Annotated in this window: 13 protein-coding genes; 10 read left to right on the top strand and 3 right to left on the bottom strand. The window is 42.4% G+C overall.

Annotated features, from left to right (window positions below; translation table 11 throughout):
- The 3 genes from MKL38_RS14735 (at position 1) to MKL38_RS14725 (ending at position 3,765) form a co-directional block, all read left to right on the top strand.
- Entirely contained in the window at positions 1 to 360 is a 360-nt protein-coding gene (locus MKL38_RS14735; protein WP_270903616.1) for a RidA family protein, read from the top strand.
- Between the two features lie 162 nt (positions 361 to 522).
- On the top strand, positions 523 to 1,962 hold the full coding sequence (locus MKL38_RS14730) for an amino acid permease (RefSeq protein ID WP_270903615.1): 1,440 nt from the start codon (positions 523 to 525) through the stop codon (positions 1,960 to 1,962).
- Between the two features lie 369 nt (positions 1,963 to 2,331).
- Positions 2,332 to 3,765: an amino acid permease gene (locus tag MKL38_RS14725; protein ID WP_270903614.1), complete on the top strand. Its 1,434-nt coding sequence runs from the start codon at positions 2,332 to 2,334 to the stop codon at positions 3,763 to 3,765.
- A 57-nt stretch (positions 3,766 to 3,822) separates the two neighbouring features.
- Here the strand turns inward: MKL38_RS14725 and MKL38_RS14720 are convergent, their stop codons facing one another.
- Positions 3,823 to 4,704: a LysR family transcriptional regulator gene (locus MKL38_RS14720; protein WP_004640467.1), complete on the bottom strand. Its 882-nt coding sequence runs from the start codon at positions 4,702 to 4,704 to the stop codon at positions 3,823 to 3,825.
- A gap of 166 nt (positions 4,705 to 4,870) precedes the next feature.
- Here MKL38_RS14720 and MKL38_RS14715 point away from each other — a divergent pair, with 166 nt between their 5' ends.
- From MKL38_RS14715 to MKL38_RS14685, 7 genes are all read left to right on the top strand, one after another.
- Entirely contained in the window at positions 4,871 to 6,388 is a 1,518-nt protein-coding gene (locus tag MKL38_RS14715; protein WP_270903613.1) for a CoA-acylating methylmalonate-semialdehyde dehydrogenase, read from the top strand.
- Positions 6,389 to 6,399: 11 nt separating this feature from the next.
- The gene (gene mmsB / locus MKL38_RS14710; protein WP_270903612.1) at positions 6,400 to 7,290 is read left to right on the top strand and encodes a 3-hydroxyisobutyrate dehydrogenase; all 891 of its coding nucleotides are present in this window, start codon (positions 6,400 to 6,402) and stop codon (positions 7,288 to 7,290) included.
- Between the two features lie 77 nt (positions 7,291 to 7,367).
- The gene (locus MKL38_RS14705; protein WP_270903611.1) at positions 7,368 to 9,017 is read left to right on the top strand and encodes an AMP-binding protein; all 1,650 of its coding nucleotides are present in this window, start codon (positions 7,368 to 7,370) and stop codon (positions 9,015 to 9,017) included.
- Positions 9,018 to 9,028: 11 nt separating this feature from the next.
- Positions 9,029 to 10,156, top strand: coding sequence for an acyl-CoA dehydrogenase family protein (locus MKL38_RS14700; protein WP_198080200.1), 1,128 nt, complete (start codon positions 9,029 to 9,031; stop codon positions 10,154 to 10,156).
- Positions 10,157 to 10,177: 21 nt separating this feature from the next.
- Complete coding sequence (locus MKL38_RS14695; protein ID WP_270903674.1) at positions 10,178 to 10,951, top strand: enoyl-CoA hydratase; 774 nt, start codon at positions 10,178 to 10,180, stop codon at positions 10,949 to 10,951.
- Positions 10,952 to 10,963: 12 nt separating this feature from the next.
- Positions 10,964 to 11,989, top strand: coding sequence for an enoyl-CoA hydratase/isomerase family protein (locus tag MKL38_RS14690; protein ID WP_270903610.1), 1,026 nt, complete (start codon positions 10,964 to 10,966; stop codon positions 11,987 to 11,989).
- A 122-nt stretch (positions 11,990 to 12,111) separates the two neighbouring features.
- Positions 12,112 to 13,473: an MFS transporter gene (locus tag MKL38_RS14685; RefSeq protein ID WP_270903609.1), complete on the top strand. Its 1,362-nt coding sequence runs from the start codon at positions 12,112 to 12,114 to the stop codon at positions 13,471 to 13,473.
- A 149-nt stretch (positions 13,474 to 13,622) separates the two neighbouring features.
- On the opposite strand, the gene abaI is transcribed toward MKL38_RS14685, so the two are convergent.
- Positions 13,623 to 14,189: an acyl-homoserine-lactone synthase AbaI gene (gene abaI, locus MKL38_RS14680; protein ID WP_132072310.1), complete on the bottom strand. Its 567-nt coding sequence runs from the start codon at positions 14,187 to 14,189 to the stop codon at positions 13,623 to 13,625.
- Between the two features lie 63 nt (positions 14,190 to 14,252).
- Positions 14,253 to 14,669 carry a DUF4902 domain-containing protein gene (locus tag MKL38_RS14675; RefSeq protein ID WP_270903608.1) on the bottom strand — a complete coding sequence of 139 codons (417 nt, stop codon included), beginning with the start codon at positions 14,667 to 14,669 and terminating at the stop codon, positions 14,253 to 14,255.
- Positions 14,670 to 14,820 lie beyond the last annotated feature (151 nt).

Genomic DNA, 14,820 nt, shown 5'->3' with positions numbered 1-14,820 from the left:
ATGTCTAATTCAGATATACAAAAGATCAATAGCAATGAAGTCATGAGCGCCGTGACTGTTTTTAACAAAGTAGTTTATCTGTCAGGTCAGGTACCTAAAAATACCGAGCAAGACGTGGCAGGCCAAACTCGTGAAATTCTTGCAACAATTGATGAACTTTTGGCGCTTGCCGATACTGATAAATCTCGCTTGCTTTCTGTGCAGCTCTATTTAAAAAATCTTTCTGACTTTTCAACTGTAAATGCAATTTGGGTTGACTGGTTAAAAGGGTGTGTTGCTCCATCGCGTGCCACAATTCAGGCCGATCTGGTCAATCCAGACTGGCTCATTGAAATTGCCGTGACGGCAGCACAAAAGTAATTCGTTTTTACTCCAAAAATGATGATGTATCTAACAGAAGGAAGATAGATACGGTTTAACCAGTCATTTTTTGGTGAACAGATTCAGTGACCTATGGCATACGGTTCGATTTTCGCCATAGGTTGCTGATCTTAACAAAGGAATTCAAAAAGGAATTTTAATATGACAACGGCTCGTCATTCAGATACAGAAAATTCTCCTGATCATCTGCAACGAAAACTGTCTAACCGTCATTTACAACTGATTGCAATTGGCGGTGCAATTGGAACTGGCCTATTTATGGGCTCAGGTAAAACCATCTCCCTCGCAGGTCCTTCAATCCTTTTGATCTATATGATCATTGGAGGAATGTTCTTTTTCTTGATGCGTGCAATGGGCGAGTTGCTCCTTGCAAATCTGCATTACAAATCTTTTGTTGATATGGCTCATGACCTGATTGGTCCATGGGCTGGTTATTATTTGGGCTGGACCTATTGGTTAGGTTGGGTGCTGGTGGGTATTGCGGACCTTTCAGCGGTCATTAACTATTTAGGTTTCTGGCTGCCCGATGGCGCGAGCTTTTCTCCAACACAACAAGCCATGATTAGTGCAGGCTGTGTGTTGTTTGTGATGGGTCTTAACCTACTGACAGTACGTTTGTTTGGTGAAATTGAATTTTGGTTTGCACTCATTAAGATCTTGGCGATTATTGGCCTGATCGGAGTGGGTGGTTACATGATTTTCAGCCATTTCCAAGCTCCTCAAGGTGCTGTAGCAAGCATCAGTAACGTTTGGTCGCATGGTGGTTTATTCCCGAAAGGTACTGAAGGCTTCTTGGCTGGTTTCCAGATTGCCGTGTTTGCTTTTGTCGGGGTTGAACTTGTAGGTACAACGGCTGCTGAAACGAAAGATCCAGAGAAGAATTTACCGAAGGCAATTAACGCGATTCCGATACGTATTATTTTGTTCTATGTATTGGCACTGTTTATTGTGATGTCAGTAACACCATGGGATCACATTCGCGCAGATAAAAGCCCGTTTGTTGAGTTATTCTTAAATGCGGGTATTCCGGTTTCTGCGATCATCATGAACTTGGTGGTGCTGTCTTCGGTGATGTCTTCGATGAACAGCGGTGTGTTTTCAACCAGTCGTATGCTATTCGGTTTATCAAAAGATGGTCAGGCACCGGGTGCATTTGGTCGTTTATCAAAACGTGCCGTGCCATCAAATGGTTTGATTTTCTCTTGTATTTTCATTATGGGCGGAGCGGTACTTCAGTACTTTGTTCCAAACACAATGGAAGCATTTACCTTGGCAAGTTCACTCTGTGTGATTCTATTCATTAGTGTGTGGAGTCTCATCATGGTGTGCTATTTACGCTATCGTAAATTACGTCCAGAGTTACATGAAAAATCAACTTTTAAAATGCCGGGCGGTGTTTGGATGAGCTATATAGTTCTGGCATTTATGCTTTTCACTTTGGTGATCTTGGCATTAGAACCAGATACTTTGAAAGCACTATATGTCAGTCCAGTATGGTTGATTATTTTAGGCGTCACTTATCATATGCTCTATAAACCACGCATGAAAAAACTAGGACGTGAACTCGTCAATGATCATTAAGTTTTAATAAAAAGCCAATCAATCATGATTGGCTTTTTTTATTTTCTTTCGATTTTTTATCGGAATAATATTGTTTATTTTTGAGTCAATGGTGCGATTTTGAGGGTATTGGAAAAGTACATATAGCATTATCGCATGCTACACTCCGGCTAATCTGGAGAATCCAGATATGTTAATTAAAATTGCCGTGAAGGCATTACATAAATAATGTGACTTAAAAAAACAGGACAAACGATTTATCAATTAAGGAAAAATATACTTGAACATCTTGTCCTGAGGTATAGACTCAGCAACCCACGATATACGGTTCGTTTTTCTCCCTATAGGTTGCTGATTTAAGTTAAGCAAAATATAAAAAGGACTTCTAATATGACAATGGTTCATCATTCAGATGAGGCAAGCTCCCCTGATCATTTACAACGGAAATTAAATAATCGCCATCTACAAATGATTGCAATTGGCGGTGCAATTGGAACCGGCTTATTTATGGGCTCGGGCAAAACCATCTCCCTCGCAGGTCCTTCAATTCTCGTGATTTACATGTTAATTGGCGGCATGTTCTTTTTTCTGATGCGTGCATTGGGTGAACTACTGCTTGCCAACTTACATTACAAATCATTTGTCGATATGGCTTATGACTTGATCGGACCATGGGCTGGCTATTATATAGGCTGGACCTATTGGTTAGGCTGGGTGTTAGTGGGTATAGCCGATCTTTCTGCCGTCATTAACTATTTAAGTTTCTGGCTGCCCGAAGGCGCCAGTTTCTCACCAATGCAACAGGCCATGATTAGTGCAGGCTGTGTACTATTCATTTTAGGGCTTAACCTTCTTACGGTGAAGTTGTTTGGTGAAGTTGAATTCTGGTTCGCTCTCATTAAGATTTTGGCCATTATTGGCCTGGTTGGAGTCGGTGGTTACATGATCCTCACTCATTTTCAAGCTCCACATGGAGAGGTTGTGAGTGTAAGTAATGTGTGGTCGCATGGCGGCATATTTCCAAAAGGCGTAAGCGGATTTTTGGCAGGTTTCCAGATTGCCGTGTTTGCCTTTATTGGCGTTGAACTGATAGGTACAACAGCGGCTGAAACGAAAGATCCAGAGAAAAATCTACCGAAAGCGATTAACGCGATTCCAATTCGTATTATTTTATTCTATGTGTTAGCACTCTTTGTGGTGATGTCAGTGACACCATGGGATCACATTCGCGCAGATAAAAGCCCGTTTGTTGAGTTGTTTTTAAATGCAGGTATTCCAGTTTCTGCCATCATTATGAACTTAGTTGTGCTGTCTTCGGTCATGTCCTCTATGAACAGCGGTGTGTTTTCAACCAGTCGTATGCTGTTCGGTTTATCGAAAGATGGTCAGGCGCCAAGTGCATTGGGGCGTTTATCAAAACGTGCCGTACCTTCAAATGGTTTAATCTTCTCATGTATTTTCATTATGGGTGGGGCAGTGTTGCAGTACTTTGTTCCAAACACGATGGAAGCATTTACTTTGGCAAGTTCACTTTGTGTGATTCTCTTTATTAGCGTATGGCTTCTGATCATGGCGTGCTATTTACGTTACCGTAAGTTGAGTCCAGAGTTACATGTTAAATCGACCTTTAAAATGCCGGGCGGGGTGTTGATGGCGTATGTTGTCATTGCATTTTTCTTGTTCACTTTAGTGATTTTGGCATTAGAGCCAGATACATTAAAAGCGGTATATGTTAGTCCATTATGGCTAGTTGTTTTAGGCGTTAGCTATCATGTGTTTTATAAACCGCGCATGAAAAAACTAGGCCAAGAAACTTTTGATTAATTATTAATAATTTCAAAAAAGCCAATCAATCATGATTGGCTTTTTTATTTAGACTATTTAATCAACCAATAAATGTTGATATTTATCGGCTTGCTTACGTAGATAATCCCAAACTAATTTGATGCGCGGTTCATGTTGTAAATCAACAAAGGTCAACATCCAGAACGTATGGGTAAAGCGAACTTGTTGCTCTAAAACGACGTCAAGTTCCGGTTTATCATCTGCCAAAAACTTGGGCAAAATTGCAAGCCCTGCACCAGCACTCACCGCAATTTGTTGAGCCAAAATACTGCTACTCCGGAAATTTGCATTGAGCTTTAAGGGCAATCGTTCTAAACAGTACAGCTCGGGGCTATAGACCAGATCATCAATATAGTTCACAAAGCGGTGTTGGGTTAAATCTTCTAAACCACGAATGGGTGGGTTTTGCGCCAGATAGTTTTGGCTGCCATAAATTTTTAAGCAGTAGTCTGATAACCGCGTAATGATATATGGCCCAGAAGTTGGGCGATCAATCGACACCACAATGTCAGCCTCACGGTGCGAGAGCTTAATCATTTTCGGCACTGGAATCAGGTCGATGGTAAGCAGTGGATACTGGATGGAGAACTCAGCCAGTAAGCGGGCTAAAAACGCAGTTCCAAAGCCTTCAGGTGTGCCAATTCGCACACGACCTTGCAAAGGTTGATGTGGTTTTTCAATTTGTAAGAAAGCTTGTTCCATTTGCTCAACTCGAGGAACAAGTGCCATCCCTTCAAGTGTCAGTTCATAACCAGTTGCTTCACGCTTAAAGAGCGTTGTACCTAAAGCAAGTTCTAGGGCCTGAATCCGTCTTGCAACCGTACTATGCTCTACCCCAATAATACGCGCAGCATTGGTTAGAGTTTTAGTGCGAGCTAAAACCAGAAAAAAATGTAGATGATCCCAATCCACTTTCATTTTTATTGTAATCCCTGTGCATATTTGCACATCAATCGTGCATGAATTTCCGTTGGTGGTCAAAGATTTCTTTGTTAGTCTCAATTGAAACTGAAATAAAGAAAATACGATCAAAAAGTATTTTCTAATAATTGAACACAATAAAAATATGGCCTACGGAGAGGTTATGAACACAATCCAAAAAATCGAATTGGAAACCGCTAAATTACTCATTAACGGACAATTTATCGAGTCTGAAACACAGGAATGGCAAGACATTATTAACCCTGCAACTCAGGAAGTGATTGGTCGTGTACCATTTGCAACGGTTCAAGAAGTCGATGCTGCTATTCAAGCTGCACAAGATGCTTTCGCTTCTTGGCGTCAAACTCCAATTCAGGCACGTATGCGCATCATGCTTAAACTGCAAGATTTGATTCGTGCCAACATGAAGGAAATTGCGCAAGTCCTAACGGCTGAACAAGGCAAAACCTTGGCAGATGCTGAAGGTGATATTCAACGTGGTTTAGAAGTGGTTGAACATGCTTGTTCAATCGGCACCTTACAAATGGGTGAATATGTCGAGGGTGTGGCACGTGGTGTAGACACGTATACCTTGCAGCAACCTTTGGGTGTGTGTGCCGGCATTACGCCGTTTAATTTTCCAGCCATGATTCCCCTGTGGATGTTCCCAATGGCAATCGTTTGTGGCAATACGTTTGTTTTAAAACCATCAGAACAAGACCCGTTATCGACCATGATGCTCGTTGAACTTGCGATTCAAGCAGGTGTTCCAGCAGGTGTGCTCAACGTTGTGCATGGTGGTAAAGAAGTGGTTGATCGTCTATGTACGCATAAAGACATTAAAGCCATTTCATTTGTTGGCTCAACTGCGGTTGGAACGCATGTTTATAACCTTGCAGGGCAACATGGCAAACGTGTGCAGTCGATGATGGGTGCAAAAAACCATGTGGCTGTCATGCCAGATGCCAATAAAGAACAAACCTTAAATGCCTTGGTGGGCGCAGCGTTTGGTGCAGCAGGGCAGCGCTGTATGGCATTGTCGGTTGCAGTCATGGTGGGTGAAAGCAAACAGTGGATTCAAGAGTTAGTCGAAAAAGCGAAAACTTTAAAAGTGAATGCAGGCCATGAGCCGAATACCGATATTGGCCCTGTCATTTCAAAACGTGCCAAAGCGCGTGTGCTTGATTTAATTAATAGTGGAGTTGAGCAAGGTGCGGAGTTGCTGCTCGATGGTCGCGATGTTCAAGTTCAAGGCTATGAGTCGGGCAACTTTGTCGGCGCAACGATTTTTAGTGGCGTAAATACCGACATGCGTATTTATAAAGAAGAAGTCTTTGGACCTGTACTTTCAATTATTTGCGTAGACACACTTGAGGAAGCAATTGCTCTAATCAATGCCAATCCATTTGGTAACGGTGTGGGCTTATTTACGCAAAGTGGTGCGATTGCGCGTACTTTCCAAAACCTCATTGATATTGGTCAAGTGGGTATCAATATTCCAATTCCTGTGCCAGTGCCTTTCTTTAGTTTTACGGGTTCAAGAGGCTCAAAACTTGGTGATTTGGGGCCATACGGCAAACAAGCTGTACAGTTCTATACTCAAACCAAAACCATTACTAGTCGCTGGTTTGAAGACAGCCATGAAGTTGGTGCAGTAAACACAACCATTAGTTTACGTTAAGGGGATCACGGATGAATATCGCCTTTATCGGTCTAGGAAATATGGGCGGCAGAATGGCCCATAACCTACTTAAAGCCGGAATCAAAGTTTATGGTTATGACCTCAGTGAAGTTGCTATTCAGCACTTCGCCGAGGCGGGTGGCGTGGTATGTGACAGCCCACAGGCAGCCGCGAAACAAGCAGATGTGGTCATTAGCATGTTACCTGCTGCAAAGCACGTTAAAGAAGTTTACTTAGGTGAAAATGGTGTCTTGGAAGTGCTAAAAGCGGGTAGCTTATGCATTGATAGCAGTACCATCGACCCGCAAACTATTAAAGATATTGCTGCTGTTGCACATAGCAAAAATATTAAAATCTGTGATGCGCCAGTCTCTGGTGGGACCATTGGTGCTCAAGCGGGAACTTTAACCTTTATGGTGGGTGCCGATGAGCAAACCTTTAATGAAGTGAAACCTGTGCTCAGCCACATGGGCAAAAATATTGTTCATTGTGGTGAGGTCGGTGCAGGGCAAATTGCCAAAATCTGCAATAACCTGATTTTGGGTATTTCAATGACTGCCGTTGCCGAAGGTATGGCACTTGGTGTGAAGCTAGGCATTGACCCACAAGCATTAGCAGGCGTTATTAATAGCTCAAGCGGTCGTTGCTGGAGTTCGGATGTGTGTAACCCATGGCCACATATTAATGAAAATGCGCCAGCATCTAGAGGCTATCAAGACGGCTTTGCAACTCAGCTGATGTTGAAAGATTTAGGTCTCGCTGTCGAAGCCGCAGGTCAAGTTAAACAGCCAATTTTATTAGGTGGCATGGTACAGCAGCTTTATCAGCAAATGTGCATGCGCGGGAATGCCAATCTCGATTTTTCGAGCATTATTCAGCAGTACCTGCCACAAGAGGCATAACGGTAAAGCCAAAGGATGGCTTTAAACACATTAAACCCTGTCGTGAATAACAACAAATCCGGACTGAGGGAAAAGATATGATGGATTATCAAAATGCTGCACAGGCTTTCGATTTGGAAAGTACTGCAAAACAGATGTTATCAGGTTCACTTGATGCCTTAAATGCTTGTTATGAATGCTGTGATCGACATGCAGATGGCGACAAAATTGCGCTGTATTGGCAAGGAAAAGACGGTCGAAAAGAGCAATACACCTTTCATGAATTAAAAGAATGGTCGAGTCAGTTTGCCAACTTTTTAAAATCACAAGGTGTGAAAGCAGGTGACCGTATTTCAGGTCTATTACCAAGAACACCTGAATTGATCGTGACTATTTTTGCAGCTTGGCGAATTGGTGCTGTTTACCAGCCACTATTTACTGCGTTTGGCCCAAAGGCGATTGAGCACCGTATTCAGCTTGCACAAAGCAAGCTGGTGGTGACCGATGTAGGTAACCGCAGTAAGCTTGATGAAATTGAGAATTGCCCTCCAATTGTGACGGTTGCCGATATACAAGGTACTCCGCTCAAAGCAGATGATTTTAATTTCTGGAATGAAGTTAAGCAGCAGTCCGATCAATGCGATTTGGTCATGCGTAGCATCCAAGATCCATTTTTATTGATGTTTACTTCAGGCACTACTGGGCCAGCGAAACCCTTGGAAGTGCCTTTAAAAGCACTGATTGCCTTTGGTCGATATATGCAAGATGCCATTGGTTTAACCGAAGAAGACTCGTTTTGGAATATTGCAGATCCGGGTTGGGCTTATGGTCTGTATTACGCGATTACGGGACCATTATTTTTGGGCCACGCTACTTTGTTTTATGAAGGTGGTTTCAGCACAGATAGCCTATGTCAAATTGTGAAAGATTATAAAATTAACAACTTGGCAGGTGCACCGACGGCCTACCGCATGATGATGGCGGCTGATCCGGCACAAATGGCGCCGTTAAAAGGATTATTCCGTGTCGTTAGCAGTGCAGGTGAGCCGCTTAACCCAGAAGTGATTCGCTGGTTTAAACAAGTCTTAGATGCGCCGATTTATGACCACTACGGACAAACCGAAGTGGGCATGGTGGTGTGTAATCATCATGGTTTAAAACATGAAATCCATGCCGGTTCAGCAGGTTTCCCAAGTCCGGGCTACCGTGTTGCGATTGTCAATGAACAAGGTGAAGAGCTTCCAGCGGACACCCCAGGAATTTTAGCGGTCGACATTAGCCAGTCTCCAATGATGTGGTTCGGTGGCTATAAAGAAAGCCGAAAATCGCCTTTCATTGGTCATTACTATTTAACTGGCGACACTGCCGAGTTACATGCCGATGGCAGCATGAGCTTTGTAGGGCGCAGTGATGATGTGATCACCACCTCGGGTTATCGCATTGGACCTTTTGATGTAGAAAGCGCTTTGCTTGAACATGATGCAGTGATTGAGGCCGCAGTGATTGGTGTGCCTGACCCAGATCGTACCGAAGTCGTTAAAGCATTCGTGATTTTAGCTGCCGATGCTCAACCTTCAGATGCACTTGCTGAACAACTCAGCCAATTTGTTAAAAGACGACTTTCTGCACATGCTTACCCACGTTTAGTTGAATTTGTGAGTGAATTACCTAAAACTCCAAGTGGCAAAATTCAGCGCTTTTTATTGCGTAATCAAGAAATTGCTAAACAACAAGCTAAAGCAGGGTAAAGGAAATAACAATGCAATTTACCGAAGAACAATTACTCATTCGTGATATGGCGAAAAGTTTCGCCCAAGAACAAATCAAGCCCAATGCCAGTGATTGGGATCGAGATGGGACATTCCCAAAGGAAACCTTGGCTCAAATGGGGCAACTTGGTTTTATGGGCATGCTTGTTTCAGAACAATGGGGAGGTTCAGACACAGGCAATTTAGCCTATGTATTGGCACTCGAAGAAGTCGCCGCAGCAGATGGTGCAACCTCAACCATCATGAGTGTACATAACTCGGTTGGCTGTGTGCCTATTTTAAAATTTGGTACCGATGAGCAAAAAGAGCGCTTTTTAAAACCTTTAGCGCAAGGTGAAATGATCGGTGCTTTTGCGTTAACTGAACCACATACAGGCTCAGATGCAGCAGCACTTAAAACTCGTGCGGTTAAAGATGGCGATGATTACATTTTAAATGGCGCCAAACAGTTTATTACCTCTGGTGATAATGCCGGTGTCATTATTGTGTTTGCAGTAACCGACCCAAGTGCAGGTAAAAAAGGGATTAGTGCCTTTTTAGTCCCACGCGATACACCGGGTTACGAAGTGATTCGTGTTGAAGAAAAACTAGGCCTGCATGCGTCAGATACCTGCCAGATTGCACTGACAGATGTACGCATCCATAAAAGCCTCATGCTGGGTAAAGAAGGCGAAGGTTTAAAAATTGCACTTGCCAATTTAGAAGGTGGTCGTATCGGTATTGCTGCACAGGCAGTAGGTTTGGCACGTGCAGCGCTCGAAGAAGCAACTCGCTATGCCAAAGAACGTATTACTTTTGGCAAACCGATTTTTGAGCATCAAGCTATCGCTTTTCGCCTTGCTAGTATGGCAACCGAAATTGAAGCTGCCAGACAACTGGTTCACTACGCTGCACGTTTAAAAGAAGCAGGGCAACCGTGTCTAAATGAAGCCTCAATGGCTAAGTTATTTGCTTCAGAAATGACGGAGCGTGTGTGTTCGAGCGCCTTACAAGTGTTTGGTGGTTATGGCTATCTCAAAGACTTCCCGATTGAGCGTATCTATCGTGATGCCCGTATTTGCCAAATTTACGAAGGCACGAGCGATATTCAACGTTTAGTCATCGCACGTAGTCTATAAAACCAGAACAAGGAATGAATGATGCAGTGGCAAAGTATTTTATTAGAAAAGCGTAATGGGGTTGGACTGATTACATTAAATCGCCCTCAAGCGCTCAATGCTTTAAATAGCGAATTAATTAGTGAAATTAATCAGGCATTAGATCAGCTCGAAAAAGATCGTGAAATTGGCTGCATGGTATTAGCAGGCTCAGAAAAAGCTTTTGCCGCTGGTGCAGACATTAAAGAAATGGCCGATCTAGCTTTTCCTGATATTTATTTTGATGATTTTTTTCATCTGGCAGACCGTATTGCCCAGCGCCGTAAACCTTTAATTGCAGCAGTCAGTGGCTATGCGTTGGGTGGTGGTTGTGAATTGGCACTCATGTGTGACTTTATCTATTGTGCCGATAACGCCAAGTTTGGCTTACCCGAAGTTACTTTAGGCGTAATTCCAGGTATTGGTGGTACACAGCGCTTAACTCATGCCATTGGTAAAGCCAAAGCAATGGAAATGTGTTTTACCGCTCGTCAAATGGGCGCTGTAGAAGCAGAACAAAGTGGTTTAGTCGCACGTGTGTTTAACAAAGAAGAATTACTTGAACAAACCTTGCAAGCAGCTGAAAAAATTGCGGCACGATCTTTAACAGCAAACATGATGCTTAAAGAAACCATCAACCGAGCTTATGAAGTGAATCTAACCGAAGGTTTACGCTTTGAGCGACGTATGTTCCATTCAATTTTTGCGACATCTGACCAAAAAGAAGGCATGCAGGCTTTCGTTGAAAAACGCCAGCCAAATTTTAAGAATCAATAAGAGATCAATAAAATGAATACAGAAAATCACTTAATGATTGAGCAACAGGGTAAGTTGGGCGTTATTACTTTAGACCGTGTGACTCATCTCAATGCATTGTCACTAGATATGATTGAAGGCATTGATGCCCAATTGGAACTGTGGCGAAATGATGATGCTGTTCAGGCAGTGTTAATTAAGTCAAATAGCCCGAAAGCCTTCTGTGCAGGTGGAGATATCCGCTATCTTTACGACAGTTATAAAAATGGCACGGCCGACTACAAAGGCTACTTTAGTGCCGAATATAAAATGCTGACCACGCTGCGTGAATATGAAAAGCCAGTCATCGTTGTGCTTGATGGCTATGTGTTAGGTGGTGGTTTTGGTTTGGCTCAGGCTTGTCATATTGTCGTGAGCAGTGAAAAGTCTAGATTTGCCATGCCTGAAACAGCCATTGGTTTTTTCCCAGACGTTGGCGCAACGCATTTCTTGTCTCGACTTGATGATATCGGCGTTTATATGGCAATTACGGGTGAGCAGATCAGCAGTAGCGATGCACTCTATCTCGATTTAATTGACTACCATGTGCCAAGCGAGCAGTTACAAACATTGCAAGAAGCACTTGTTGATACGCCAAGTTTAAGTAAAGAAGGAATTGAGCAGATCATTACTCGATTTATTACTCGTCCTGCCGAAAGTGAATTAAAGCAACTAGCCGAAGGCATCCGTAAACATTTCGGTTTTCAGCATTTAGATGAAATTGAACAAAGTCTTGAAAATGAACAAGATGAAAGCTTAAAGACTTGGACTAGCAAGATGCTCAGCATTTTGCAGCAACGTTCATTTATTGCCAAACAAACGAGTTTGAAGCTGCAACATTTAGGCCGTGGGCTTTCTTTGCCGCAATGTATGCAACTTGAGCGTGATTTACAGGACATTTGGTTTGAGCATGGTGACTTTATTGAAGGTGTTCGTGCGCTCATTGTCGATAAAGATAAACAACCACAGTGGCAAGAACGTAATGCGGAGCTAGAGCAAATTTTAGAAAAGCTAAGCTAAGCCCGCATTACAACAATATAAAAAGCTTAAGGAGATAAAGCGAGACCTGAAAATGCTTATGGTCAGGGCTGGTCATAAGCATAAAAAAGACAAAACAAGAAAATCCAAGAAAGGAAATTGCGATGCAAACAATACAAGGAAACGGTTCAAATACTAAAAAGTCGTCACATCGATTAGCAGGCATCTCTAGCATGGTCGGCACCACTATTGAGTGGTATGACTTTTTTATTTACGGTGCGGCAGCAGCGCTCATTTTTAATAAGCTATTTTTCCCAAATCTGGATGCACTTACCGGCGTGCTTGCTGCATTTGCAACCTATGCCGTTGGCTTTATTGGGCGGCCATTAGGTGGTTTAGTCTTTGGTCATTTTGGTGACAAGATTGGCCGTAAGTCGATGTTGTTGCTAACGTTAATGTTAATGGGGATTCCGACGGTTCTCATTGGCTTATTACCGACTTACGAGTCAATTGGTTACTGGGCTGCAATAGGTTTGGTTGTCTTGCGATTTATTCAAGGTATGGCAATGGGCGGTGAATGGGGCGGTGCTGTACTCATGGCCGTTGAACATGCACCCGAAGGCGGTAAAGGGTTTTGGGGAAGCTTGCCTCAAGCCAGTACGGGCGGTGGCTTAATGCTGGCTTCAATTGCTCTAGGTCTTGTTTCTTTACTGCCAGAGCAGGCTCTATTTAGCTGGGGCTGGCGTTTACCATTTCTTGCCAGCATTATTTTACTGGCAGTAGGTTGGTACATTCGAGTGAAAGTACCAGAGTCACCAGACTTTGAAAAAGTAAAACAGCAGTCCGAAGAAGTTAAAGTTCCAGCCTTACAAGTTTTTAAAAATCATCCGAAGCAGCTCATCACGATTATTTTGGCACGTGCTGCCGAGAACGCATGGTTCTATATTGCTTCAACCTTTACGTTGGCCTATACCACTGCACAACTTGGAATTCCACGCCAAGATATTTTATTTGCCACCATTTGCGGTGCTGTGGTCATTCTATTTATGACGCCGTTATGTGGACATTTGTCAGATAAAGTAGGTCAACGCAATATGTTTATGTTTGGGTTATGCGTATTGGCACTTTATTGCTATCCATTCTTTACCATGCTCAACACTAAAGATCCGGTATTGGTCTGGACGGCAATTGTTTTAGCGATTGGCGTGGTTTTCCCGATTATGTATGCACCACAGGCTCAGCTTTTTTCACGTCAATTTCCGGCAGAAATCCGTTATAGCGGAATCTCAATTTCGGTACAGCTAGCTGGAGTGCTCGGTGGTGGTTTAGCACCGCTAATTGCGACGAAACTTTTAAGTATCGGGCAGGGTAATCCTTACTTAATTATGATTTATATTGGTTCTATGGCTATCGTTGCGATTATATCGACTTCATTTATGCCACGTGATTGGCAGACTAAAACTGACGAGGCTTATCATAAGAAATCAGAATTAAATTTGAAAACCAAAATTACTGAGCAGTCTTAATATTAAGTTTGATGCTTTAAATAGAAAAAAGCCCTAATCGTTTGATTAGGGCTTTTAAATTTTAGCGAGGGAAACGAGACTCGAACTCATGACCCTCATCTTTATAATTTTACAATGTCATCAATATTTCTAGACTTTGATTTAACAAACTACACTTCAATTAAGCATGCAAACATAGCATATCCGTCGATAACCATTGGTGGGCCTGCACGATGAGCGCGAAAACCCGCGGCACGTAATAACCGCTCTACCCCAAGAGGTGAGGTCGTAATGAGTTGTTTTGCGCCTTGTTCTCTTGCAAAGTTGATCGCTTCTTGCAAAATTGCAATAGAGACTGGGGATGATACTGCTTGATTAGCAGAGGTCGGCGGATTCGAGAAATCTACGGCTGAAAATCTTGATAATTCCCAAATTTCTGGTGAGCAAGGAATAGGCATTCCATTCATTAATTGAGGAAATATTTCACCCAGTAAATAGGGTTGAGTTGTGGGTAGTAGTCTGGCACAGCCAATAATATTGGATTCTCTATCTTGGGCGACGACATAAGCTGTATCGATTTTATCAAATTGATCTAGTTCTTCATTATTTGGACAGTTCAACTCCCAACCCAAATGTTCAACAAATACCTTGTAGCGGTAACTTTTAAATTTGGTATATAGGACTTCTGAAAAATTGTTTTGGAATCCAGCAATAACATTCATTACAAGTGCTTCCACTTATTTTTCAGGCGACTTTACTCGACAGCTGAAAAGGTGGTAACTGTAAGAATTTACAGGTTTCTACGAGAAATTTGGACTTAATTTAGTCTTTGTTTGCGTTGTATTGATTTGAGCATAAATGAACTGTTCCCAAAACAAAGAATCTATTTTTTTTTCGATTAATGTTTCAGTAACATCAAATCCAATATCTGTACCAGAAACATCAACAATCATGATATTGCTTCGAGGTAGTCCGATTCGCTTTAAGCTAGCAATTCCATTGTTCTCAATAAATTCCCAGTCCCATCCGGTACTTAAAGCTGGGGTCAGTGATGTTGCCCATTCAGTAAACCCACAATATAGAATTTGGGAGTCTTCAATTTGTGTAGTTTCAACAATAGATAGGAGGTGTTGTAGGGGGTAATTCATAAGCTGGATTTCATTCATCCGAATAAAACCATCTGTTGAGATTGAGAAATCAGGGGGGATTGTGACCATGCTACCTATTCAAGTGACTTGAATTACAGTTCTATAGATAAATAACATAAATTATTGCCAACAAAATACTGTTAAGTTTTACAGGTTAGCCGTAATCTGCTGATACACAACGTTAAGCTGTTCTTTAGAAAGTACTTCGGGCAGGGAGTTT

Source organism: Acinetobacter sp. AOR14_HL (genome assembly GCF_027855175.1).
In the GTDB taxonomy this organism is placed as follows: Bacteria; Pseudomonadota; Gammaproteobacteria; order Pseudomonadales; family Moraxellaceae; genus Acinetobacter; species Acinetobacter calcoaceticus.
This window is presented reverse-complemented; position numbering and strand designations above follow the sequence as displayed.